Here is a 21,439-nt window from a genome sequence, read left to right on the forward strand (position 1 = left end):
CGAAACCGATTGCGTAAGGAGTGGCAGGAATGAAAAAAATGTTTAGTTTTGAGTTTTGGCAAAAATTCGGGAAAGCTTTAATGGTCGTTGTGGCAGTAATGCCCGCAGCGGGTTTAATGATTAGTATTGGGAAATCGCTTCCTTTAATCGATCCTAATTTAGGCTTGTTAGTAACAACAGGCGGAGTTCTAGAGAGTATCGGTTGGGCAATTATTGGCAACTTACATTTACTATTTGCGTTAGCAATAGGTGGCAGTTGGGCCAAAGATCGTGCAGGTGGAGCATTTGCAGCGGGGATTTCTTTTGTTTTAATCAACCGTATTACTGGAGCCATTTTTGGTGTAACAAATGAAATGTTGGCTGATGAACAAGCTTTCACGCATACCTTGTTTGGGACCAAGATTATGGTGAAGGGATTCTTTACAAGTGTCTTAGAAGCCCCGGCATTAAATATGGGTGTCTTTGTAGGGATTATTGCTGGTTTTGTCGGTGCGATGGCTTACAACAAGTATTACAATTATCGGAAATTACCAGATGCGCTATCATTTTTTAATGGTAAACGGTTTGTCCCATTTGTCGTTATTTTGTGGTCAACAATTGTCTCAATTGCATTAGCACTTATTTGGCCAAATATTCAAGCGGGAATTAATAATTTTGGGTTATGGATTGCGCAATCTCAAGATAGTGCACCTATTTTAGCGCCATTCTTATATGGAACGTTGGAACGTTTGTTATTACCTTTTGGGTTACATCATATGTTGACGATTCCAATCAACTATACACAATTAGGTGGAACGTATGAAATTTTATCTGGCGCACAAGCTGGAACCCAAGTCTTTGGTCAAGATCCTTTATGGTTGGCTTGGGCAACAGACTTAGTGAATCTTAAAGGCGCTGGTGATATGAGCAAGTATCAGTTTGTCTTAGAAAATTGGACACCAGCTCGATTCAAAGTAGGCCAAATGATTGGTTCTTCAGGGATTTTAATGGGGATGGCTTTGGCGATGTATCGTAATGTCGATGCAGATAAAAAAGCTAAATATAAATCAATGTATTTTTCTGCTGCTTTAGCTGTTTTCTTAACTGGTGTGACAGAGCCGTTAGAATTCATGTTTATGTTTGCTGCAGTGCCGCTTTATGTGATTTATGCCGTAATCCAAGGTGCTGCTTTTGCAATGGCTGATATTTTACCATTGCGTGTGCATTCGTTTGGAAATATTGAATTGTTAACAAGAACACCGCTAGCAATAAAAGCTGGTTTAGGTGGCGATTTAATCAATTTTGTTTTAATGGTCATCATTTTTGGTGTTGTCACTTATTTCTTAGCGAATTTCTTAATTAAAAAATTTAATTACGCAACACCTGGAAGAAATGGAAACTACGACAATGATAACGGCGAAGAAATCGCATCTGGCGCGGCTGGTTCAGGTGTCGTCGATCAGCAAATCGCGCAAATTGTCTACTTACTTGGTGGTAAACAAAATATCAAAGAAGTTGATGCGTGTATGACACGCTTACGTGTCAGTGTAAAGGATCGAGAAAAAGTCGGTTCGGAAGAGGCGTGGAAACGGGCAGGCGCAATGGGCTTGATTGTGAAAGATAATGGTGTTCAAGCCGTTTATGGACCAAAAGCCGATGTTTTAAAATCCGATATTGAAGATTTACTAGCTTCCGGCGTTGACATTCCAGAACCAGTTATAGCAGAAAGTACAACAGGAGTGCCAACAACGAATTTCTTAGGCAAGAAAAAAGATTTCGTGGCTGTGGCGACAGGGGAAGTTATTCCAATGGCGCAAGTCAATGATCCTGTCTTTTCACAAAAAATGATGGGGGATGGATTTGCAGTTAAGCCTCTAGAAGGAGAGGTGGTGGCACCAATTTCGGGGAAAGTCCTAAGTGTTTTCCCAAGCAAACATGCGATTGGGCTACAAACAGAAGAAGGCATCGAAGTACTTGTCCATATGGGGATTGATACAGTTGAAATGGCAACACCTGCTTTTGAATCTTTTGTTAAAGAAGGACAATCATTGAAAGCTGGGACGAAACTAGCTAAAATGAACTTGGATGTGATTGAACAAGCTGGCAAAGAAACAACGATTATTGTCGCCTTTACAAACAGCGACAAAGTGGAACAAGTAGTTATTAATCAACTAGGAACCACCACTGCGGGAACTGTGATCGGACAGATTGAAATTTAAATGATTAGGTCGGGCACAATCAATAATTGTGCCCGACCTAATAACATGTAAGAGAAGGGGAAAAGATGAATCTTTTAACAATCAATACTCATAGCTGGTTAGAAGAAGAACCATTAAAAAAATTAGAGGAGATTGCCAAGGTGATTTTATCTTCTGAAAGTGAAATAATTGCCTTACAAGAAGTGAATCAGAAAGTCGCTTCCAAGAAAGTGCCGTTAGAACAGTTAACTACTTTTTATCCCATAGCGACCCAAACGCCAATCCATGAAGATAATTTTGCATATCTAATCGTTCAATATCTAGCTGAAAAAGGCCAACACTATTATTGGAGTTGGGAAATGAGCCACATTGGTTATGCTATTTATGAAGAAGGGAACGCACTACTTTCGAAATGTCCGTTGACTAGTGAAGCTCTCCTTATTTCAGAAAGCCAAGAACCAACGAATTATCGAACAAGAAAAATCTTAGTAGCGGAGACAGAGAGTTCAAAAGGTACGCTTACTGTTGTCTCTGGTCACTTTTCTTGGTGGGAAACACCCTGTACAGGTTTTGCCTATGAATGGCTACAACTAGAGAAATACTTAGCGATGGGGCAACAACCGTTAGTCATTTTAGGCGATTTAAACAACCCAGCTGGTACAACTGGCTATCAATTAGTGGAAAATAGTTACTTGCCGATTCAAGATGCATTTGTTGTAGCGGAAGAGACAAGCGGTGAAGCGACAGTAGAGAAAAAAATAGATGGCTGGGAAGAAAATGAAGCAGCCTTGCGGATTGACTACGCATTTGTTCCAAAACAGTGGCACGTACGAAAATATGAAGTAATTTTTGATGGTAGGAAAACACCTATAGTCAGTGATCATTTTGGCTTACTCATTCAACTAAAATAAGAAAAAGCGCTGAATTTTCAGCGCTTTTTCTTATTTACTCGCTCATGTAACTATTCCTCTTAGTTTTGTTTGGCTAATTCTTGATCCCGAAGGATGGTGGCCTCAATCCCTTTGATGACTGTTGAAATAAACGCATTGTTTTCTAATTCGACAATCCCAGCAACCGTGGTTCCACCAGGAGAACTGACCTGGTCGATTAAAGTCCAAGGATTCTCTGTACTATTTGCCAAAGTTTGAGCGCTGCCTAGTACAGCTTGTGTGGCAATTTCTAAGGCTAACTCTTTGTTCATACCATTTTTAACGGCTGCTCGGGCAATCGAATCAATAAATAAGAAAGCATACGCAGGAGTGCTACCTGCAATAGCAGTAAAAATCGAAAAATACTGTTCCTCTAATTCCCAGGCTTGGCCAACTGCTCGAAACAACGATAAAACAGTCTGGATGTCTTCAGGGGATGCAAAAGCGTTACCACAGACAGCTGCTGCACCCGCGCCAATCAACGCATTCATATTGGGCATCACACGAACAAGACGAAGCGGTTGGGTAGTCTCAAACAGTTGATACAATTCTGCAATAGTCGTACCTGCTGCAATGGAAACAATTAACGGTTGCTTGTCTAAAATTGCTTCTTTTGCTTCAAGTAAAGCCGCTTGAACGAATTGCGGTTTCACCGCTAAAATAACTAAGTCAGCTACTGTAATAGCTTCTTGAGGCGAAGCAACCGCGTGTGCACCAATTTCTTGTGCAAAAGCGGCGGTTTTTTCGACTTGAATATCATAAAAATAAAGGTTTTCTGCGGCAATAAATTGCTTTTTTAGCGCACCTTTGGCAATAGCGGATGCCATATTTCCAGCACCGATAAAACTAATTTTCATAAAAAATTCCTCCTAAAAACTGTTGAATCTCTTTTTTCGTGTTACCATGTATCTAGTATAGAAGGAAACGCCAAAGAAAAAAATAGAGGGAGTAAAGTAAAAAGTGTTGGATTATGAGGTGATTAATTGGCAAGCAAAGAAGAGCAATATGTAGCATTTTATCAGTTTTTAGAGACCTTAGATTGTTATTTAACCACTACCAATGCTCTTGAGAATGAAGTAGCGCAATTTAAGGAAAATCCGCATCGAGAAATTGCGGGCTTTATGTTGGCATCTTCGGAAACAATTGACGTTCCGAAAGGATTTATTCGGATGCTCTATTGTTTAGAGCAAGATGGCAATGCTTATTTGGATCAACAAAGGTGTTCGTTTTCGGCTGGCCAAGTCATGATTGTCAATGAGGCCACCTCGGTTAGCTATCAGGGGCAAGGAATGTCTATGATTATATTTTATTTTAAAAAGCACTATTTTCTTGATACGCTCTTAAATCAGCTGGCGGAAGAACCAGTCATGTATCGTTTTTTTACAGAAATTGCTAGCAGTGAATTTGAAAACATTCCTCGATATTTCGTTTTTGCCAGCCAGCCAAATTCGGATGTCCACGTCTATTCGCTATTATTACTGAAACAAATTGTGAAAATGGCCTATTTTAATAATAAAGTGACCAAAGCGGCCTTTGTTTTGCTAGTGGTGGAACTAGGTCAACTGCCTAGAGAAGCTTTAAAGATGCAAGATAATTATTTGTCGAATCATCAACGTGTTGAGGTGATTTTAGCGTATATTGAGCAACAGATTGCGCATGTCACTTTAGCAGAAGTCGCCGCTAAATTTCATTTTCATCCGAATTACTTATCGAATTTTTTAAAAGAAAAAACAAACAAAACGTTTACGGAAATTGTCTTAGCCTACCGAATCCAATTGGCGAAAAACTACTTGAAGCAAACAGATTTATCGATTCAAACGATTGTTGAACGAATCGGCTATCAAGACAAAGCCTTTTTTTATAAACGTTTTAAAGAAGAAATGGGCATGACCCCAAAACAATATCGACAGAAAGAGGGAATGGCAGATGTACGAAGAAGTCTTTGAAGAATTTCAGTTAACTGTAGTAGAATTACCAATCGAATTCGTTGATGATTTGCCTGTCTATCGCGGACACTTAAAAGAATTAACGTTTCTTTCAGCGGAAGCCTCTTCACGAAAAAAACTCTACCAACAGCTTTTACAGGCTTATTTGTTGTATAGAGAAGAGAATCAAGCAGTTGTTGAAGAGGAAGAAATAACCTCCTCATTATTGTCTACAGAACAGTTATTAAAATACTATGATGGTGAAACGTTCGATGGGTTTCAGTTGCCATCAAATGAATAAGAAAGCAGGGGAACAGATGGATACAATGGCAAAAATTAATCAATTTCGAGATGAAAGAAATTGGCGCCCCCACCATAATGAAAAAGATTTGGCGCTCTCAATTTGTTTAGAAGCGGCAGAATTGTTAGAACTTTTTCAATGGAAAACAGCAGAAGAAGGCATCAAACAAGAAGAACGAATCAAAGAAGAATTGGCTGATGTTCTCATTTACTCCTACATGATGGCTGATAATTTAGGGTTTGATTTGGACGAAATTATCGAAGAAAAGTTGAAGAAAAATGCGGTGAAATATCCAGTGCCAGAAAAATAAGTGTTGAAACAAATGAATCGAAGAACTTATAAAAAAGAATAACGAAGTGGAAAATAGCCAGTATTAAGAAATTCTGAAGGGTTTGCGGAAAACAGAAATAAAAAGTAGTTTTCTGCTGCAAAAAATTTTAAGGAGGAACAATCAATGATTACAGGCACAGAAATTGATTTTATTGTTAGTGATAGTTTAAAGGCATTAGCTTTATATAAAGAAATCTTTGAGGTTCATGTAGTTGAAGCGACAAAGTATCCTGTTGGAAGGAATGAAGTAGTGTTTAACTTATATGATACTCGTTTCCATATGTTAGATGCTAATGAAGAATTTGGTTTAAAAGCACCAGATTCAGAACATCCCAATACAATTTGGTTCAATATCACGGTAGCAGATATTGTGCAAACTCATAAAAAAGCCTTAGCAAATAAGTGCATTGAGATGCAACCAGTTACAGAAATGATGGAAGGAGCTATTCAAAATTCGTTATTTGTTGATCCATTTGGTTACATGTGGATGGTACATCAAATTAACCAAGAACTAAATTTTGAAGAGCGAACAGAAATTTTAGAAAAAGAAATGTAGTAAGGAGTGGTGCTCAGAGATGAGTACCACTTTTTTTATTTTACAATAGAAGTAAAATACTAATGATCCTGTAGTGATCAACAAGACAGTAAAAAATTGGAGATAGAAAGTCAGTGTGTCATAGAAATACAGCATTATTCTCTAATAATTACTCTAACGTTAAAAAAATTGAGAAAATGCCAGATTGATTTTTGATAAACTGTAAACAAAGAAAAACTGGCTGTAAAAATCTTGATAAAACAATGGAATAAAAGGAGAAAGCGAAAGATTAATTCTTGTATGTAGATACAAAGGGAGACTAAATGAATGAAAAATAAAAAGCGAATAAACTTCGGTGTTTTAATCGCAACAATACTAGTAGTAGCCATAATCGGCACGATTGGAGTGAAAAAAATGAACGAACCAACAGAAAAAGAAAAACAAATTGCTTTTTTGAAGGAGCACGAGGAGGAAATGACGGAGTATGTAAAATCTCAAAATTCAAAGATTTACAGTGTTCAATATGATTGGGAAAGTGTAGAGGTTGGAACAATTGGTAACGGAACACCTATAGGAGCTGGAAAAATACTCACGATTGTTGGAAAATTCAATAGTATTTATGATTCTAGCTTTTATTTACAATTTAAATTTGATAAATCTACTAAATTACCAAGTATTAAAAGTATGACAAGTTATAATTCTTTTAGGATAGGAGGAATGTTGTATGAATAATTTAGAAAACTTTAATTGTATCTATGCAAGTTTATCTGAGAGTTCTTATAATGGTAGACCTAACGCTTTTCCAAAATATCAAAATAGCAAGGAAAAAGAAGAATTTAATTACTCTTTAGATGTAATTGATGAAAAAGGAGATAGAACTAAAGGAGGTCAAAATCTCCCAAATAGTGGAATTGTCTACCTCCAACCCGACAACTAGGAAAAGTCAATCAAAATAGAAAAATCACATAGTAACTCTTCCCCATACATATTAAGGAGGTGAAAAATTGAAAAATAAAAAGCGGATAAAATTTGGTATATTAATCGCAACAATAATAGCAATAGCTATAATCGGAATGATTGGAGTGAAGAAGATGAACGAACCAACAGAAAAAGAAAGACAAATTGCTTTTTTGAAGGAGCATGAAGAAGAAATGACGGAGTATATTAAGGAATACAGTGTTCAAGATGAACAAATAGTATTTGATTGGGATACAGTGACAGTAGATACTAGTAGTGCCTTTTCTAAACCAGTCTTGACTATTAAATTTGATATTAGTGATAGTTCTGAGTCAGTTTATAACAATCAAGGATATGTTTTAAGAATTAAAACTGATGTGAAAAAACTAGAAAAAATAGACGGGTTAACAGTTTTAAATGACCCAATCTATTCTTCGATTCAGGAGGATATAAATGATTGATTTAAAAAATACTTTTAATATATATGCAAATTTATCTCAAAGTACTTATACAGGTCGACCGAGACCACTTCCTTACAAATCACTTTTGCAAAAAGAGCGTAAAAAATTAGATAAAAATCAATCGGTTCTATTCACCTTCCCAAACGCCAAAGACGCCCACGGAAATGACGTCAGTATTGTCTATCTCCAACCCGACAACACTGTAAAAACAATCAAAAAAAAAACTGGGTAGGTAGGGAAACGGTTTATAAAAAAGGGTTATTAACATAGGAAAAGTCAATCAAAAACAATCAAAATAGAAAAAATCACATAGCAACTATTCCCCATACATAATAAGGAGGTGAAAAAGTGAAAAATAAAAAGCGAATAAAATTTGGTATATTAATCGCAACAATAATAGCATTAGCCATAATTGGAACGATTGGAGTGAAGAAGATGACTGAACCAACAGAAAAAGAAAGACAAATTGCTTTTTTAAAAGAGCATGAAGAAGAAATGACGGAGTATATAAAACAGCAAAATAAAAAGATTGCTAAAGTTGCGTTTTGTTGGGAATCGTTAGAACAAGAGTCAGTGGGAAATGGTCTTCCGCAAGGAGCAGGAGATATTCTATCTATCCGAATACAAATTATTGATAATAATAACAATAAAATAAATTCATTTGGACTTGCAATAAAACCAAATAATTGGAATGAGCCTACTAAAATAAAAGAACTGTATACGATTAATGCTGACTACGATTACTATACAGAAGGAGGATAATATGGCAGACTTAGAAAAATATAGTAATTTATACGCGGATTTAGCGCAGGCAACTTATAATGGCAGATCCATACAATTTCCGTATAGTGCAAAGAAATGGAATGATAAACAATTAGATAAGTACCGAAATAAAGAGGCTGTTCCATTCACCTTCCCCAACGCCAAAGACGCCCACGGAAATGACGCCAGTATTGTCTATCTCCAACCTGACAACACTGTAAAAACAATCAAAGAAAAAAACTGGGTACGTAGGGAAACGGTTTATAAAAAAGGGTTATTAACATAGGAAAAGTCAATCAAAAATAATCAAAATCGAAAAAATCACATAGTAACTCTTCCCCATACATATTAAGGAGGTGAACAGGTGAAAAATAAAAAGCGAATAAAATTTGGTATATTAATCGCAACAATAATAGCAATAGCCATAATCGGCACGATTGGAGTGAAAAAAATGAACGAACCAACAGAAAAAGAAAGACAAATTGCTTTTTTGAAAGAGCATGAAGAAGAAATGACGGAGTATGTAAAATCTCAAAATTCAAAGATTTACAGTGTTCAATATGATTGGGAAAGTGTAGAGGTTGGAACTATTGGTAACGGGACACCTATAGGAGCTGGGAATTTACTGACTATTAAAGGAGGATTTAATAATATAAAAGAATCTAATTTTATAGTAAGCTTTGCTCTTGATACTAAAAAAATGCCTAAGCTAGATACGGTAGGCTTGCTAAGTTCTTTGTATATTGGGGGTGAGATTTTTGAGTAATTTAGAGAATTTCAATAATATCTATGCTAACTTGGCAGAAAGTTCTTATAATAACCGACCTAATCCGTTCCCTAATTATCAAAAGATGAAAACAGAAAGGGAATTTGACTTTTCAAAAGATAAGAAGATTAGTGGGAAATTAACTAAAGGAGGTCAAAATCTCCCCAATAATGGAATTGTCTATCTCCAACCCGACAACACTGTAAAAACAATCAAAGAAAAAAACTGGGTAGGTAGGGAAAAGGTTTATAAAAAAGGGTTATTAACAGATGAGAAAGCTGGCTATAATTCTTATTATGTAACAGATACGCCGACCTTGAGTCCAAAAACGCAACATACATATTTTGCCACTCGCGGTAGTGACGGCGTTTCAATGGACGTGAAAAAAGGTTGGTCAGGGAATAATTTGAATGACTGGGTCAATAATAATGGATCCTTTACATTATTCAATGCCATTTGCCTCAAGCAAAATTAGCCAATGAAGCCATGCATCAAAAGATAATGGAGATGAGTGCTAAAGCCCCTAATGCGACTATGTCGATTACAGGTCATTCTTTAGGAACCATGATTTCTATTCAAGCGGTGGCCAATCTCCCCCAAGCCGATCTTGCTAAAATTGATAAAGTAGTATTGTTTCAAGGCCCTGATGCGCGAGAAAGCATTAATAAAATGTCTCAACAAGCTCAGGAAAATCTTCAACAATTAGAAGAACAAGGGAAAATCGATTATTATGTGAATGCGTTTGATATTGTCTCCATGTTGAATCGAAATAAAAAAGGGGTAGATGAAATTGGTCGGGTGCATTATCTATTACCGAAAACGTTCACCACTACTTTTGATCTGACGGACAAATACGGTTCTAGTCATGATTTTGGTCAGTATCAATTAAATCCTGATGGTACGCCCAAAGAAGCCAATCTAAAGGAACATGGCTATATTTTTGCGGCAGGAGTAAAAGTTTCCAAACTTATTGATAAATATTTAGGGAAAATCATGGATGCTTCAGGTGAATCCTTAGCTAAAAACAGTCTCCAATTTTTGTTAAGTCTGCTATCTGAAGAAAATCGCCAGAAAATCATCAAAGAATATGAAAAAATCATTCACGAAGCAAAAATTGCCAGCCAATGGCAAGGGAAAGTGAGTCGTATTCAGAAAAGTTTAGCCAGTGCTTCAGGTAGTGAAAAGATTGAATTACGTAGTGAATTAGCAGAACTAGTTGCAAAACAAGCTCAGCAAGCTGGAAAAGAATACGAACTACTTGTGAAAAATATCCTCCAAGAAGCAGAAGATGAAGTCCAGACAGTCTCAAAGGAAATTCGTGAAAGTGCAATGAGTATCCGACAGTATCTATCCTATGCAGAAGTTCAAGCAATGATTGCTCCTTACGAAAAAAGTCGTCTTTGGGATAGCGCTGAAGCAACAAATACTAGCAACCAAGCCAAGCAATACAAGCAAAAATTAACTGATTTTAGCGGAAAATTAACAACTGTTGCTAAAAATATTCAAGCATACGATCAACAAGCAAGAAGTAGTTTATTTCAAAAATAATAAATGAAAGGGTTTTCCTATGGATGAAAGAGAATTTCAAGAAAAATTAGAAGTAGAACAAAAAGCTCGTGAACGAGTAGCAATCCAGACAGTAATTACTGCTAAAAAAACACGAATTGCTACAACCAAACAAAACACAACCGCAAGTTTGAAAGAACTTTCAGAAGCCATGTTTCAACAAACAAATAGTGCCCTACCTAATGCCTTGAACGGAGCTTTGCAGGGGAAAAGTGCAGAATCAGCAGAAAAATTTTTAAAAGGAAGCCAGAGACCAAATTTAAAAACACCTGTCAAGGGAGAGTGACCGACAAATGGAGGAACAGCGAAGAAAACGGCAATATTTAGAAGAACAATATTATGAAGAAAAAAATAAAATTCACCGCCAACAAGAAGTGCTGAGTAATCAATTAGTAAACTTTAGAAGAGAAACTGGACAATTGGTAGATAAAGTCAATTATTTAACGAAAAATGATCAATGGCACAAACAGCAATTTTACCATGCAATGGAACAAAGTGATCACTTGATACGTCAAGAAGGAAATCGTTATAGACAACAATTAGAGGAAAAAGAACGTGAATGGACGAGGACATATCGAAAAGAATTGGATAAACTCTAAAAAAACAGCGTCACCTCTAAAGGTAACGCTGTCTTTGTCAGTCTGTTACGTCACAGGAGGGATTCGAACCCCCGACCGTCCGCTTAGAAGGCGGATGCTCTATCCTGCTGAGCTACTATGACAATAGTTGTAACACAACAAAGCTAATTATAATGGAAGTAGTGTTAGAAAGTCAATCGGAAATTTAAATAACAGAAGAAGTTTTTTTGGAGAGAGAAAGTGAAGAAAATAGAGAGTTTATATTGACGAGGTTTTCTGGTTCTGTTATTATAGTTAGTGTTGTAATTGTGGTCTCCACAGCTACAACCGCACAGAACAAGTTTTTAAGCATGAGCAATCATCACTTGGGATGGCGAGTCTAAGTCTAGAAGAAGGAGGTGCTGTATAGCATGTACGCAATTATCAAAACTGGTGGTAAACAAGTGAAAGTTGAAGTAGGTCAAGCAATCTACGTTGAAAAATTAAACGTTGAGGCTGGCGAGAAAGTTGTTTTTGACGAAGTTATCTTAGTAGGTGGCGAATCTACAAAAGTTGGTGCGCCAACTGTTGCAGGCGCAACTGTTGAAGGAACTGTTGAAAAACACGGCAAACAAAAGAAAGTCGTGACTTTCCAATACAAACCTAAAAAACACTCTCACCGTAAACAAGGTCACCGTCAACCGTATACAAAAGTTATGATCGAAGCAATCAACGCTTAATCTCTCTTGTTGACAGGAAAGAAGGCCTATCAATGATTAAAGGTTCTTTTAAACGAACAGGCTCCGGCCGAATCGTTTCATTCGAATTAACCGGGCATGCTGAAGCAGGTCCTTATGGCAGCGATGTGGTTTGCGCGGCAGTTTCTGCCTTAGCAATTAGCACAGTCAATGGGATTGATGCCTTAGCAGGTTTTGAACCGATTGTGGAAGTTGATGATGTAGAAGGTGGCTACCTTTATGTCGAGATGTTAACAACTGTCAATCAGGAACAAAAAAATATTGCCCAAATTCTATTAGAAAATCTTTTATTAGGTTTACAATCAATAGAGAACGAAAATACTGAATTTATTCAAATAAAAACAATCACTGAGAAATAGGAGGTGCAGACTATGTTATTGACTATGAATTTACAATTATTTGCCCATAAAAAAGGTGGCGGTTCTACATCAAACGGCCGTGACTCTGAATCTAAACGATTAGGCGCTAAAAGTGCTGATGGCCAAACAGTTACAGGTGGTTCAATTTTATACCGTCAACGCGGAACTAAAATTTATCCAGGTGTGAACGTTGGAATCGGTGGCGACGATACGTTATTTGCAAAAGTTGACGGTGTGGTACGTTTCGAACGTAAAGGCCGCGACAAAAAACAAGTATCAGTTTATCCAGTAGCTAACTAATACGATTAAAAAGCTGAATCTCCGGATTCAGCTTTTTTTGTCTTGCATAAAGGGTTAGCCGGAAAATAAAGGAAGATCTCAAAATAAAAAAAATCTCACATTGGGTTTAACTGCTTGTCTGACAAGGTTAATTGATGATATATTTAATGTAATAACAAGCATGTTATAAAATAATTGAGTCAAAAGAAAGAAGGGTATTATGCAGAAGAATTTTAGTGTAGTAAAGAAGTACGTGAATTTGATTTTGGATATTGTATTAGGGATTTTAGGAGTTTTCTTATTAGTATTTATGGCTAGTTATTTAGTTGACCTCGCTACATATCTCATGAAGCCAATGACGCCGGATAATTTTTCAGTTATCATGCAAGAAATTATTTCATTCTTTATGTTATTTGAGTTTATTATGATGATTCTTCGCTATATTCAAGAAGGACACCATATTCCGATTCGTTATTTGATTTTAATTTGTTTAACCGCAATTTTACGTCAATTAATGGTTGCACATGGCGATGGCTTGCAGACTTTATTGTTATCTTTATCAATTCTTTTACTAGTGGTTGTGCTATTTATTCTCGGGTTAAATGGCAGCAAATTTTATACGCTAGGAAAAGCGAAAGTAGAAGAAGATCACGAGCAAGATTTTCATCATTAATCGAACATAATCAAAGACCGTCCAACGTGAGAATTTTTCTCTAACGTGGGGCGGTCTTTTTAATGCATAGTTAAATAGTTAACTCAATCAGTTCAATTGTTGGTAAGACACCAAAGCGTGCGCTGATTTTAGTGGTTCCGATTCCTGGGTGAACAATTAGCGGCGTTTCATCTTCTAAATGATAAAGCCCATGTGTATATTTTTTAGCAAGCTGATTTTTGTAAGTGAAAAAAGGCAAGCGAATCTGTCCGCCGTGACTATGTCCTGCTAAAATGAGGTCAATGTTTTTGTTGACTGCTGAGTCTGCGACATCTGGCTCATGGGTTAGTAGCAGAGTGGGCGTTCCAGTAGGGCGGTTGACTAAAGCTGCAGCTAAGTCGGTTTGTCCATATAACGAATCTTCTAAACCAGCGACGTACAAGGAGATACGGTGTGAGACAGGCAGTAATTTGCCCGTGTTTTTTAGTACGGTAAAGTCGGCAGCTTCTAAGATTGTTTCGTAAAAATTGGTATCTAACCCGCTATACTCGTGGTTGCCATAAATAGCGAATTTGCCATAAGGGGCGTTAATTTTACGGAAAAGTTGACTCACTTCATCCTGAATTTCGATACCGAAACGGGCATAATCATCAAATAAGTCTCCTGTAAAAACGACTATGTCTGGTTGTAATGTATTTGTTTTTTCAACAATCTGTTTTAAGGCCTTCACAGAATAATTCTTTTTTAAATGAATATCAGAGAGTTGAACAATCCGTAAGGTTTTCCCTGATTCTGTTACTTTAATTTGATTTTTGTGTATGACTAAGCATTTAGGTTCAATAAAAAAACTATAGCTTAAAATGCCGATAATAATGAAAAATAGTGCCAGAAATAAATAAACGTTCATAATTTCCTCCTTGAAGTCGCTAAAGTAGTTTACTACAAAAGTGTTAAGCAAAAAATAAGGAAAGGTAAAATTTTCAGTAAACTTTCTCGATGAAGTTTTTTGGTGATTCATGCTTTTCTGAAGTAAATTTGCTATAATGAAAAATGAGAAAAAAGAAAGAAGGTCGAACCAATGATGGCAAGAGTCGAAAAGCTACGGGAGTTAATGAAAGAAAATAATTTACAAGGATTTTTAGTGACAAGTCCGTATAATTTACGTTATTTAACCAATTTTACTGGGACAACAGGCTTGGCAATGATTACATTAGATAAAGCTTTTTTTGTAACGGATTTTCGTTATACGGAACAAGCTGCGGAACAAGCAACTGGTTTTACTATCGTTAAAAACACAGGACATATTTTTGACGAAGTAGCAGATTTAGCTGAACGTTTGCAATTAGATAATTTAGCTTTTGAAGAAACGCAAGTTAGTTTCGCTGATTATAGCTTATTGGAAGAAATTTTACCATGTGAATTAGTTCCTGTAATGGGTTTGATTGAAGAATTAAGAGAAGTGAAAGATGAAGAAGAAGTAGCGATTATTGAAAAAGCGTGTGCCATCGCGGATCAAGGATTTGCCTTTGTCTTAGAGATGATTAAACCTGGAATGACAGAGATTGAAGTGGCTAATCAATTAGATTTCTTCATGCGTTCAAAAGGAGCCAGTGGTGTTTCTTTTGAGACAATTGTGGCCAGCGGTCTACGTTCAGCGATGCCACATGGCGTTGCTAGCCATAAAGTCATCGAAAAAGGTGAGTTAATCACTTTGGATTTCGGTTGTTATTATGAAGGCTATGTTTCTGATATGACACGGACATTTGCCATTGGTAGTATTCAGCCAAAACTAAAAGAAATTTATGACATTGTTTTAGAAGCGCAATTAAAAGTGTTAGCAGAAGCTAAACCTGGGTTGACGGGCATTCAATTAGATGCGATTGCACGGGATCATATTGCTTCCTATGGCTATGGCGATGCGTTTGGCCACAGTACTGGTCATGGCATTGGATTAGAAATTCATGAAGGACCAAATGTTTCATTCCGAGCAGATAAACAGTTTGTACCAGGGAATGTGATTACGGACGAACCTGGAATTTATTTGCCAGGAATTGGTGGCGTGCGTATTGAGGACGATTTATTGATTACTGCTGAAGGTAATCGTGTATTGACACACGCGCCAAAAGAATTAATCATTTTATAAAGGTTGGGAGAACATGGATATCCAAGAGTATCAGCGGTTTATTAGCGCGTTTTATAAAAAACGTAACTGGTATCAATATGATCCGTTTATTCGTTCCAACTTTTTAACAGAAGAAGTCGGCGAAGTTTGTCGAGCCATTCGGACAATTGAAATTGGCCGTGATCGACCGGATGAAACAGTTTTGGCAGATGAAGAGAATCTGGAAAATTTAACGGAAGAGTTAGGCGATGTGTTGGATAATTTATTTATTTTAGCGGATAAATATGACATCTCTTTAGAAATGATTATGCAAAAGCATCGGACGAAACTAATGGAACGTTATCCTGAAGAATAAAGACGTAAAAATAAGAAAGCCAAAATTACTTGGTCTTTCTTATTTTTACGTCTAAAGCCTTGAATTAGAAATTTATGACAAGAAATTATCTGTTCTTTTAGTCAGAACTTAGCTTTTCTGGTAGCGAAATAGGCTAATTAATGATAAACTAAGAACGAGTATTGATAAGCAAAATTTGGACGTTCTTTCACAACTAACTGAAGAAACCAGTGTTGTTTTAATTTTTAAGAATCATCCGTTGCTTAAAAGAGAATCCTTAAGAGACTTAGTGATTCATCAAATAAATCGTTTATTTAACGATTTTGTGCGTAATAGATAAGGAGGACAACCAAATGTCAGAAGAAAAAAATCTTGTAATCAATGCAAACGATTCTTTAGGAGAAATCGTGATCGCTCCTGAAGTCATTGAAGTAATTATCGGAATCGCTGCTTCAAAAGTAGAGGGCGTTTATGGGATGCGCGGCACGTTTGCCAATAATGTGAATGAATTATTAGGCCGTGCAGCACACGGCAAAGGTGTATATTTACGAACAGAAGAAGAAGGCTTAAAAGTCGATATCTATTGTTACTTGAACTACGGTGTTTCTGTGCCAAAAGTTGCATTAGAAATGCAAGACCGTGTGAAACAACAAGTCTTATTTATGACAGATATTGATTTAGTTGAAGTGAATATTCATGTTGTAGCGGTAGTACCTGAAAAAATCCCTCAACCAGACTTAAATGAATTATTCCCAGAAGATGAAGATGGAGAAGAGAATGAGTAAAACAGAATTAACCCGTCACGAGATTCGTGAAAAAGCGCTCCAAGCCCTTTTTCCTTTAGATTTTAATGCTGATTTAACCAAACAAGATGCCATTGATTATGCATTGGCTTATGATAATCGGGAAATCGTCAGTGAAGATGGCGAAGACCTAGTCCCTACGTATTTAGATTTACTTGTCGGCGGTGTGTGTAGCCGCAAAGCAGAACTAGACGAAGTGATTACGAACCATTTAGGTAATAACTGGTCTATGCAACGCTTAGCAAAAATAGATATTGTTATTTTACGTTTAGCTATTTTTGAAATGCTATACGTTTCAGATGTGCCAAACATTGTGGCATTAAATGAAGCCGTTGAGTTAAGTAAAAAATACAGCGACGACCGTTCACGTAAATTTGTTAATGGTGTGTTATCAAATGTAATGAAAGAAATTGATTCAGAGGCGTAAGCTCTGAATCTTTTTTTACTATCTAACTGGTGTTAAGATACTGGGTTATATGCTAAAATAAATACTATTAAAGAAGTAAAGAAACAATAGAGGGAGCGAAGGAATGAGTACAGTAATTAACGGTCGTGAATTAGCAGATCAAATGCAAGCAGAGATTCAAAAAGATGTAGAAAAGATGACACAACAAGGCATCCAACCAGGATTAGTTGTTTTATTAGTTGGGGAAAATCCTGCCAGCCAAACGTATGTGAGAAATAAAGAACGTGCAGCAGCCAAAATTGGCATTCTGTCAAAGGTCGAAAAACTGCCAGAAACTATTTCAGAAGAAGAATTATTGGCTGAGATTGACAAATATAATCAAGATTCACGCTTTCATGGCATTCTTGTACAACTACCTTTGCCAAAACATATTGATGAAGAAAAGATTTTATTAGCGATTGATCCCAAAAAAGATGTAGATGGGTTCCATCCAATGAATTTAGGCCGTTTGTTTGTAGGTAAACCGGAAATGATTCCTTGCACGCCGTATGGAATTATGAAGATGTTTGAAGCTTATGATATTGATTTAACAGGTAAACGTGCGGTGATTATTGGTCGAAGCAATATTGTTGGCAAGCCAATGGCACAATTATTGTTAATGAAAAATGCGACCGTGACGATTGCCCATTCTAAAACTGAACATTTAGCAGAAGTTGCAAAAGAAGCGGATATCTTAGTTGTAGCAATTGGACGCGGGCATTTTGTCACCAAAGAGTTCGTGAAACCAGGTGCGGTAGTGATTGATGTGGGTATGAATCGCAATCAAGAAGGAAAACTGATTGGTGATGTAGCATTCGATGAAGTTTCTGAAATTGCAAGCTATATCACGCCGGTTCCCAAAGGTGTTGGCCCAATGACGATTACCATGTTAATGTATCAAACAGTCGAGGCAGCAAAAAAACAAAAGTAAGGTGAAAAAATGACGCAACAGTATTTAACAGTAACAGCCTTAACGAAGTATTTAAAACGTAAATTTGATGCAGACCCTTACTTAGGACGTGTCTATTTAACAGGTGAAATTTCGAACTTTCGCTTCCGAGCGAACGCGCATCAGTACTTCAGTTTAAAAGATGACCATGCGAAGATTTCTGCAATTATGTTTAAATCAGCCTTTCAAAAATTGAAGTTTCAACCAAAAGAAGGCATGAAAGTCATGGTGGTGGGGCGGATTTCGCTTTATGAAAACAGCGGCTCCTATCAAATTTATATTGAACATATGGAACCAGATGGTGTAGGTGCACTTTATCAAGCATTGGCAGAATTAAGAGAAAAACTAGGAAAAGAAGGACTTTTTGAAGGGCCTAAACAACAGTTGCCTCGTTATCCCAAACGAATCGCTGTGGTTACAAGTCCTAGTGGTGCTGTTATTCGGGATATCATTACGACAGTCAAAAGACGGTATCCGATTGCACAACTGGTCCTTTTTCCAACCTTGGTCCAAGGCGAGCAGGCGGCGGATGACATTGTGCGGAACATTCAGCGAGCCGATGCGCAAGGCGATTTTGATACGATGATCATCGGCCGTGGCGGTGGTTCAATCGAGGATTTATGGCCATTTAATGAAGAAAAAGTGGCTCGGGCCATTCATGCTGCCACCACACCGATTATTTCATCGGTTGGTCACGAAACAGATGTGACAATTGCCGATATGGTAGCAGATGTTCGTGCAGCAACGCCAACGGCAGCAGCGGAACTAGCGGTACCAGTTTTAAATGAAGAACTATTAAGAATTAGTGAACGGCGTAGTCGTTTAGAACAAAGCTTTTTATATCTCTTGCAACAACGAACAGAACGTTTCCAACGACTACAAAACTCTTATGTGTTTAAGCAACCTGAGCGGCTTTATGAAGGTCAAACGATTAAATTAGATCGAATGACGCAACGTCTTTTCCAAGCAATGACAACGATTCATCACCAAAAACAACGTCAAGCCCAAGGGATTATCGCCCAATTGCAACAACAGACACCAAAGGGACAATTAAGAGAAAGTCAGCAACAATTGGCATTTTTACAACGAAACTTGCAAACACAAATGACACAATTGTTCCTAAACAAACAAAAGCAATTCACGTCTGCTGTTCAACAATTAGACTTACTCAGCCCACTCAAAATTATGGGTCGAGGATATAGTTATACTACAAAAGAGGACCGTGTCGTTAAAACTGTTACCGAGTTACAGCCAGCAGATCAATTAACGATTCATTATGCTGACGGTACAGTTCAAGCAAACGTCGAAACAATAACAGCGAAAAAAGAGGAGTTTTAACATGCCAGCAAAAGAAAAAACGTTTGAAGAATCATTAAATGCCTTAGAAGAAATCGTTCAGCGCTTAGAACGAGGAGATGTTCCTTTGGAAGAAGCCTTAGCTGCCTTTCAAGAGGGCATGGCATTAAGTAAACAATGTCAAGATACATTGGAAAAAGCGGAAAAAACTTTAACGAAAATGATGACAGAAAACAATGAAGAAATTGTTTTTGAAGAGAGCGAGGAAGCGTAATGACGAATTTTAGTCAACAGCATTTACCGTTGGTTGAAAAAGTCATGGTCGATTTTATCGCAGAATATACTGAAAATGAGCGTTTGAAAGAAGCAATGCTCTACTCAATACACGCAGGTGGCAAACGATTACGCCCGCTATTAGTGTTAACAACAGTGGCCGCTTTTCAAAAAGAGATGGAAACGCAAGGCTATCAAGTGGCTGCCTCTTTAGAGATGATTCATACGTATTCATTAATTCATGATGATTTACCAGCAATGGATGATGATGATTTACGTCGTGGCAAACCAACCAATCATAAAGTGTTTGGTGAAGCGACTGCCATTTTAGCAGGGGACGGCTTATTAACAGGCGCATTTCAGTTACTTTCTTTGAGCCAATTAGGCTTAAGTGAAAAAGTTTTACTGATGCAACAACTGGCAAAGGCAGCGGGGAATCAAGGCATGGTTGCCGGCCAAATGGGTGATATTGAAGGAGAAAAAGTCAGCTTGACTTTAGAAGAGTTAGCGGCTGTTCATGAAAAGAAAACTGGAGCGCTAATTGAATTCGCCTTAATTGCTGGGGGCGTATTAGCCAATCAAACAGAAGAAGTCATTGGTTTACTGACACAGTTTGCGCATCACTATGGCTTGGCTTTTCAAATTCGTGATGACTTATTAGATGCCACAAGTACAGAAGCAGATTTAGGTAAAAAAGTAGGCCGAGATGAAGCGTTGAATAAAAGTACGTATCCAGCTCTTTTAGGGATTACCGGTGCGAAAGATGCGCTAACACATCAATTAGCAGAGGGCAGCGCTGTTTTAGAAAAAATCAAAGCAAATGTTCCCAACTTTTCAGAAGAACATTTAGCAAACTTGTTAACTCAGTTACAATTGAGATAGAAAGAAGGCACTTATGAAAAAAGAACGCGTCGATGTCTTGGCGTTTAATCAAGGACTATTTGAAACACGAGAAAAAGCCAAACGCAGCGTGATGGCTGGTTTGGTTTACAATGATAAAAATGAACGTTTAGATAAACCAGGGGAAAAAATTTCTGTGGAGACACCCTTACATACTAAGGGCCAAGTAATGCCTTATGTTTCTCGTGGGGGCTTAAAACTAGAGAAGGCACTAAATGTTTTTGCAATCAACGTTCAAGGCAAAACAATGCTAGATATTGGTTCCTCCACAGGTGGTTTTACCGATGTTGCTTTACAAAATGGGGCTCGTTTGAGTTACGCTTTAGATGTTGGCTATAACCAACTAGCATGGAAAATTCGGCAAGATGAACGCGTGGTGGTAATGGAACGTACCAATTTTCGCTATAGTAAACCTGAAGATTTCACCGAAGGGGTGCCGGATATTGCAACGATTGATGTTTCCTTTATTTCATTACGCTTAATTTTGCCACCTCTTCATGATATTTTGAAAAAAGGTGGTAGTGTGGTGGCGTTAATTAAGCCACAATTCGAAGCTGGCAAAGAGTTTGTTGGGAAAAAAGGAATCGTGCGTGATCCAGAAACCCATCAAATGGTTGTGGAGGAAATTACACGCTTTGCCATGAATAACGGTTATGATGTGAAAAACTTGGATTTTTCACCAATCACTGGTGGCGAAGGAAACATTGAATTTTTGGCACATTTAGTTTCTGTTGAGGGAGAAGGATCCTATCAAGCGACAGAATCCATTGAAGAAGTTGTCGCGCATGCGCATCAAAAATTAGCGGAATGATGAGAAAGGCAGCAAAGTTTGTAGACTAAGCAATTAAACAAAAAGGGATCTGAGACAGCCATTAGAAGTATAACTGTCTCAGGTCTTTTTTTATTTTATAAATGAATTAGTGAGACATTTAATAATGATAGAAAGGGATTTGAATAAAAATAGTCGTTGAATTGAACTTTATTAGTCCTTTTTTATCGTGAT

At 37.3% G+C, this 21,439-nt stretch carries 29 protein-coding genes, 1 tRNA gene, 2 pseudogenes and 1 other annotated feature; of the genes and pseudogenes, 29 read left to right on the forward strand and 3 right to left on the reverse strand.

What is annotated here, in order from left to right:
- The first annotated feature begins 29 nt into the window (after nucleotides 1-29).
- Together IGI80_RS08915 and mapP are read left to right on the forward strand one after the other, a co-directional pair.
- Nucleotides 30-2,198 (forward strand): PTS transporter subunit IIBC, encoded by a 2,169-nt coding sequence (locus IGI80_RS08915; protein ID WP_002361387.1) that lies wholly within the window; start codon nucleotides 30-32, stop codon nucleotides 2,196-2,198.
- 65 nt (nucleotides 2,199-2,263) lie between these two features.
- Nucleotides 2,264-3,088 carry a maltose 6'-phosphate phosphatase gene (gene mapP, locus IGI80_RS08920; RefSeq protein WP_438723250.1) on the forward strand — a complete coding sequence of 275 codons (825 nt, stop codon included), beginning with the start codon at nucleotides 2,264-2,266 and terminating at the stop codon, nucleotides 3,086-3,088.
- 59 nt (nucleotides 3,089-3,147) lie between these two features.
- Here the strand turns inward: mapP and proC are convergent, their stop codons facing one another.
- Complete coding sequence (gene proC / locus IGI80_RS08925) at nucleotides 3,148-3,963, reverse strand: pyrroline-5-carboxylate reductase (RefSeq protein WP_002388904.1); 816 nt, start codon at nucleotides 3,961-3,963, stop codon at nucleotides 3,148-3,150.
- Nucleotides 3,964-4,089: 126 nt separating this feature from the next.
- Here proC and IGI80_RS08930 point away from each other — a divergent pair, with 126 nt between their 5' ends.
- The 14 genes and pseudogenes from IGI80_RS08930 to IGI80_RS08995 all read left to right on the forward strand — a co-directional run bounded on the left by IGI80_RS08930 (nucleotide 4,090) and on the right by IGI80_RS08995 (nucleotide 11,308).
- Nucleotides 4,090-5,052: a helix-turn-helix domain-containing protein gene (locus IGI80_RS08930; RefSeq protein WP_425136331.1), complete on the forward strand. Its 963-nt coding sequence runs from the start codon at nucleotides 4,090-4,092 to the stop codon at nucleotides 5,050-5,052.
- Nucleotides 5,033-5,332 carry a hypothetical protein gene (locus IGI80_RS08935; protein WP_002358867.1) on the forward strand — a complete coding sequence of 100 codons (300 nt, stop codon included), beginning with the start codon at nucleotides 5,033-5,035 and terminating at the stop codon, nucleotides 5,330-5,332. Before IGI80_RS08930 ends, IGI80_RS08935 begins: the two co-directional genes overlap by 20 nt.
- The gene (locus IGI80_RS08940) at nucleotides 5,325-5,642 is read left to right on the forward strand and encodes a nucleotide pyrophosphohydrolase (protein WP_002403727.1); all 318 of its coding nucleotides are present in this window, start codon (nucleotides 5,325-5,327) and stop codon (nucleotides 5,640-5,642) included. The genes IGI80_RS08935 and IGI80_RS08940 overlap by 8 nt, the downstream gene beginning before the upstream one ends.
- 144 nt (nucleotides 5,643-5,786) lie before the next feature.
- Nucleotides 5,787-6,218, forward strand: coding sequence for a VOC family protein (locus tag IGI80_RS08945; protein ID WP_002355856.1), 432 nt, complete (start codon nucleotides 5,787-5,789; stop codon nucleotides 6,216-6,218).
- 306 nt (nucleotides 6,219-6,524) lie between these two features.
- Entirely contained in the window at nucleotides 6,525-6,929 is a 405-nt protein-coding gene (locus IGI80_RS08950) for a hypothetical protein (RefSeq protein WP_438723252.1), read from the forward strand.
- On the forward strand, nucleotides 6,922-7,134 hold the full coding sequence (locus IGI80_RS08955) for a hypothetical protein (RefSeq protein WP_002355859.1): 213 nt from the start codon (nucleotides 6,922-6,924) through the stop codon (nucleotides 7,132-7,134). Before IGI80_RS08950 ends, IGI80_RS08955 begins: the two co-directional genes overlap by 8 nt.
- Before the next feature lie 67 nt (nucleotides 7,135-7,201).
- Nucleotides 7,202-7,615, forward strand: a complete 414-nt coding sequence (locus IGI80_RS08960) for a hypothetical protein (protein WP_438723254.1) — start codon at nucleotides 7,202-7,204, stop codon at nucleotides 7,613-7,615.
- Complete coding sequence (locus IGI80_RS08965; RefSeq protein WP_438723454.1) at nucleotides 7,608-7,847, forward strand: hypothetical protein; 240 nt, start codon at nucleotides 7,608-7,610, stop codon at nucleotides 7,845-7,847. Before IGI80_RS08960 ends, IGI80_RS08965 begins: the two co-directional genes overlap by 8 nt.
- A gap of 116 nt (nucleotides 7,848-7,963) precedes the next feature.
- Nucleotides 7,964-8,377: a hypothetical protein gene (locus IGI80_RS08970; protein ID WP_438723256.1), complete on the forward strand. Its 414-nt coding sequence runs from the start codon at nucleotides 7,964-7,966 to the stop codon at nucleotides 8,375-8,377.
- A gap of 1 nt (nucleotide 8,378) precedes the next feature.
- Nucleotides 8,379-8,660 (forward strand): annotated as a pseudogene (locus IGI80_RS08975) (hypothetical protein); the annotation flags it as partial.
- Nucleotides 8,661-8,741: 81 nt separating this feature from the next.
- Nucleotides 8,742-9,143 (forward strand): hypothetical protein, encoded by a 402-nt coding sequence (locus IGI80_RS08980; RefSeq protein ID WP_104845354.1) that lies wholly within the window; start codon nucleotides 8,742-8,744, stop codon nucleotides 9,141-9,143.
- A pseudogene (locus IGI80_RS08985) lies at nucleotides 9,136-10,691 on the forward strand (cutinase family protein). Before IGI80_RS08980 ends, IGI80_RS08985 begins: the two are co-directional and overlap by 8 nt.
- A gap of 19 nt (nucleotides 10,692-10,710) precedes the next feature.
- Nucleotides 10,711-10,995 (forward strand): hypothetical protein, encoded by a 285-nt coding sequence (locus tag IGI80_RS08990; RefSeq protein ID WP_010824481.1) that lies wholly within the window; start codon nucleotides 10,711-10,713, stop codon nucleotides 10,993-10,995.
- A gap of 7 nt (nucleotides 10,996-11,002) precedes the next feature.
- Nucleotides 11,003-11,308: a hypothetical protein gene (locus IGI80_RS08995; RefSeq protein WP_002409071.1), complete on the forward strand. Its 306-nt coding sequence runs from the start codon at nucleotides 11,003-11,005 to the stop codon at nucleotides 11,306-11,308.
- A 48-nt stretch (nucleotides 11,309-11,356) separates the two neighbouring features.
- Here the strand turns inward: IGI80_RS08995 and IGI80_RS09000 are convergent.
- Nucleotides 11,357-11,430: transfer RNA gene (locus tag IGI80_RS09000), tRNA-Arg, on the reverse strand.
- Between the two features lie 172 nt (nucleotides 11,431-11,602).
- Nucleotides 11,603-11,678: a sequence feature (ribosomal protein L21 leader region), on the forward strand.
- Nucleotides 11,679-11,697: 19 nt separating this feature from the next.
- Between IGI80_RS09000 and rplU the strand changes: the two genes are divergently transcribed.
- The 4 genes from rplU to psiE all read left to right on the forward strand — a co-directional run bounded on the left by rplU (nucleotide 11,698) and on the right by psiE (nucleotide 13,335).
- Nucleotides 11,698-12,006: a 50S ribosomal protein L21 gene (gene rplU / locus IGI80_RS09005; protein WP_002355866.1), complete on the forward strand. Its 309-nt coding sequence runs from the start codon at nucleotides 11,698-11,700 to the stop codon at nucleotides 12,004-12,006.
- Nucleotides 12,007-12,038: 32 nt separating this feature from the next.
- On the forward strand, nucleotides 12,039-12,383 hold the full coding sequence (locus IGI80_RS09010) for a ribosomal-processing cysteine protease Prp (protein WP_002355867.1): 345 nt from the start codon (nucleotides 12,039-12,041) through the stop codon (nucleotides 12,381-12,383).
- A 12-nt stretch (nucleotides 12,384-12,395) separates the two neighbouring features.
- Nucleotides 12,396-12,683, forward strand: coding sequence for a 50S ribosomal protein L27 (rpmA, locus tag IGI80_RS09015; RefSeq protein WP_002355868.1), 288 nt, complete (start codon nucleotides 12,396-12,398; stop codon nucleotides 12,681-12,683).
- 199 nt (nucleotides 12,684-12,882) lie between these two features.
- Nucleotides 12,883-13,335, forward strand: a complete 453-nt coding sequence (gene psiE / locus IGI80_RS09020; RefSeq protein ID WP_002355869.1) for a phosphate-starvation-inducible protein PsiE — start codon at nucleotides 12,883-12,885, stop codon at nucleotides 13,333-13,335.
- A 70-nt stretch (nucleotides 13,336-13,405) separates the two neighbouring features.
- Here the strand turns inward: psiE and IGI80_RS09025 are convergent, their stop codons facing one another.
- Nucleotides 13,406-14,221: a metallophosphoesterase gene (locus IGI80_RS09025; RefSeq protein WP_002363393.1), complete on the reverse strand. Its 816-nt coding sequence runs from the start codon at nucleotides 14,219-14,221 to the stop codon at nucleotides 13,406-13,408.
- Nucleotides 14,222-14,392: 171 nt separating this feature from the next.
- Between IGI80_RS09025 and IGI80_RS09030 the strand changes: the two genes are divergently transcribed.
- The 9 genes from IGI80_RS09030 (at nucleotide 14,393) to IGI80_RS09070 (ending at nucleotide 21,247) form a co-directional block, all read left to right on the forward strand.
- Nucleotides 14,393-15,457 (forward strand): M24 family metallopeptidase, encoded by a 1,065-nt coding sequence (locus IGI80_RS09030; RefSeq protein WP_002391500.1) that lies wholly within the window; start codon nucleotides 14,393-14,395, stop codon nucleotides 15,455-15,457.
- A 13-nt stretch (nucleotides 15,458-15,470) separates the two neighbouring features.
- On the forward strand, nucleotides 15,471-15,791 hold the full coding sequence (locus IGI80_RS09035; protein ID WP_002355872.1) for a MazG nucleotide pyrophosphohydrolase domain-containing protein: 321 nt from the start codon (nucleotides 15,471-15,473) through the stop codon (nucleotides 15,789-15,791).
- 332 nt (nucleotides 15,792-16,123) lie between these two features.
- Nucleotides 16,124-16,555, forward strand: coding sequence for an Asp23/Gls24 family envelope stress response protein (locus IGI80_RS09040; protein WP_002355874.1), 432 nt, complete (start codon nucleotides 16,124-16,126; stop codon nucleotides 16,553-16,555).
- Nucleotides 16,548-17,000, forward strand: coding sequence for a transcription antitermination factor NusB (nusB, locus tag IGI80_RS09045; protein WP_002355875.1), 453 nt, complete (start codon nucleotides 16,548-16,550; stop codon nucleotides 16,998-17,000). The genes IGI80_RS09040 and nusB overlap by 8 nt, the downstream gene beginning before the upstream one ends.
- Nucleotides 17,001-17,103: 103 nt before the next feature.
- A complete protein-coding gene (locus tag IGI80_RS09050; RefSeq protein WP_002403785.1) occupies nucleotides 17,104-17,949 on the forward strand; it encodes a bifunctional methylenetetrahydrofolate dehydrogenase/methenyltetrahydrofolate cyclohydrolase in 846 nt (281 codons plus the stop codon).
- 9 nt (nucleotides 17,950-17,958) lie between these two features.
- Nucleotides 17,959-19,305 carry an exodeoxyribonuclease VII large subunit gene (gene xseA, locus IGI80_RS09055; RefSeq protein WP_002355877.1) on the forward strand — a complete coding sequence of 449 codons (1,347 nt, stop codon included), beginning with the start codon at nucleotides 17,959-17,961 and terminating at the stop codon, nucleotides 19,303-19,305.
- A 1-nt stretch (nucleotide 19,306) separates the two neighbouring features.
- Nucleotides 19,307-19,537 carry an exodeoxyribonuclease VII small subunit gene (locus IGI80_RS09060; RefSeq protein WP_002355878.1) on the forward strand — a complete coding sequence of 77 codons (231 nt, stop codon included), beginning with the start codon at nucleotides 19,307-19,309 and terminating at the stop codon, nucleotides 19,535-19,537.
- The gene (locus IGI80_RS09065; RefSeq protein WP_438723258.1) at nucleotides 19,537-20,418 is read left to right on the forward strand and encodes a polyprenyl synthetase family protein; all 882 of its coding nucleotides are present in this window, start codon (nucleotides 19,537-19,539) and stop codon (nucleotides 20,416-20,418) included. The genes IGI80_RS09060 and IGI80_RS09065 overlap by 1 nt, the downstream gene beginning before the upstream one ends.
- 13 nt (nucleotides 20,419-20,431) lie before the next feature.
- Nucleotides 20,432-21,247, forward strand: coding sequence for a TlyA family RNA methyltransferase (locus IGI80_RS09070; protein WP_002355880.1), 816 nt, complete (start codon nucleotides 20,432-20,434; stop codon nucleotides 21,245-21,247).
- Nucleotides 21,248-21,439: the final 192 nt, after the last annotated feature.

Source organism: Enterococcus sp. DIV1420a (assembly GCF_051712165.1).
Lineage (GTDB): Bacteria > Bacillota > Bacilli > Lactobacillales > Enterococcaceae > Enterococcus > Enterococcus faecalis.

What these genes read in the sequence shown, in the direction of transcription:
- IGI80_RS08915 (WP_002361387.1), top strand. Translation starts at nt 30, where the DNA reads ATGAAAAAAATGTTTAGTTTTGAGTTTTGGCAAAAATTCGGGAAAGCT.
- mapP (WP_438723250.1), top strand. Translation starts at nt 2,264, where the DNA reads ATGAATCTTTTAACAATCAATACTCATAGCTGGTTAGAAGAAGAACCA.
- proC (WP_002388904.1), bottom strand. Translation starts at nt 3,963, where the DNA reads ATGAAAATTAGTTTTATCGGTGCTGGAAATATGGCATCCGCTATTGCC.
- IGI80_RS08935 (WP_002358867.1), top strand. Translation starts at nt 5,033, where the DNA reads ATGTACGAAGAAGTCTTTGAAGAATTTCAGTTAACTGTAGTAGAATTA.
- IGI80_RS08940 (WP_002403727.1), top strand. Translation starts at nt 5,325, where the DNA reads ATGAATAAGAAAGCAGGGGAACAGATGGATACAATGGCAAAAATTAAT.
- IGI80_RS08945 (WP_002355856.1), top strand. Translation starts at nt 5,787, where the DNA reads ATGATTACAGGCACAGAAATTGATTTTATTGTTAGTGATAGTTTAAAG.
- IGI80_RS08950 (WP_438723252.1), top strand. Translation starts at nt 6,525, where the DNA reads ATGAAAAATAAAAAGCGAATAAACTTCGGTGTTTTAATCGCAACAATA.
- IGI80_RS08955 (WP_002355859.1), top strand. Translation starts at nt 6,922, where the DNA reads ATGAATAATTTAGAAAACTTTAATTGTATCTATGCAAGTTTATCTGAG.
- IGI80_RS08965 (WP_438723454.1), top strand. Translation starts at nt 7,608, where the DNA reads ATGATTGATTTAAAAAATACTTTTAATATATATGCAAATTTATCTCAA.
- IGI80_RS08990 (WP_010824481.1), top strand. Translation starts at nt 10,711, where the DNA reads ATGGATGAAAGAGAATTTCAAGAAAAATTAGAAGTAGAACAAAAAGCT.
- IGI80_RS08995 (WP_002409071.1), top strand. Translation starts at nt 11,003, where the DNA reads ATGGAGGAACAGCGAAGAAAACGGCAATATTTAGAAGAACAATATTAT.
- rplU (WP_002355866.1), top strand. Translation starts at nt 11,698, where the DNA reads ATGTACGCAATTATCAAAACTGGTGGTAAACAAGTGAAAGTTGAAGTA.
- IGI80_RS09010 (WP_002355867.1), top strand. Translation starts at nt 12,039, where the DNA reads ATGATTAAAGGTTCTTTTAAACGAACAGGCTCCGGCCGAATCGTTTCA.
- rpmA (WP_002355868.1), top strand. Translation starts at nt 12,396, where the DNA reads ATGTTATTGACTATGAATTTACAATTATTTGCCCATAAAAAAGGTGGC.
- psiE (WP_002355869.1), top strand. Translation starts at nt 12,883, where the DNA reads ATGCAGAAGAATTTTAGTGTAGTAAAGAAGTACGTGAATTTGATTTTG.
- IGI80_RS09025 (WP_002363393.1), bottom strand. Translation starts at nt 14,221, where the DNA reads ATGAACGTTTATTTATTTCTGGCACTATTTTTCATTATTATCGGCATT.
- IGI80_RS09030 (WP_002391500.1), top strand. Translation starts at nt 14,393, where the DNA reads ATGATGGCAAGAGTCGAAAAGCTACGGGAGTTAATGAAAGAAAATAAT.
- IGI80_RS09035 (WP_002355872.1), top strand. Translation starts at nt 15,471, where the DNA reads ATGGATATCCAAGAGTATCAGCGGTTTATTAGCGCGTTTTATAAAAAA.
- IGI80_RS09040 (WP_002355874.1), top strand. Translation starts at nt 16,124, where the DNA reads ATGTCAGAAGAAAAAAATCTTGTAATCAATGCAAACGATTCTTTAGGA.
- nusB (WP_002355875.1), top strand. Translation starts at nt 16,548, where the DNA reads ATGAGTAAAACAGAATTAACCCGTCACGAGATTCGTGAAAAAGCGCTC.
- IGI80_RS09050 (WP_002403785.1), top strand. Translation starts at nt 17,104, where the DNA reads ATGAGTACAGTAATTAACGGTCGTGAATTAGCAGATCAAATGCAAGCA.
- xseA (WP_002355877.1), top strand. Translation starts at nt 17,959, where the DNA reads ATGACGCAACAGTATTTAACAGTAACAGCCTTAACGAAGTATTTAAAA.
- IGI80_RS09060 (WP_002355878.1), top strand. Translation starts at nt 19,307, where the DNA reads ATGCCAGCAAAAGAAAAAACGTTTGAAGAATCATTAAATGCCTTAGAA.
- IGI80_RS09065 (WP_438723258.1), top strand. Translation starts at nt 19,537, where the DNA reads ATGACGAATTTTAGTCAACAGCATTTACCGTTGGTTGAAAAAGTCATG.
- IGI80_RS09070 (WP_002355880.1), top strand. Translation starts at nt 20,432, where the DNA reads ATGAAAAAAGAACGCGTCGATGTCTTGGCGTTTAATCAAGGACTATTT.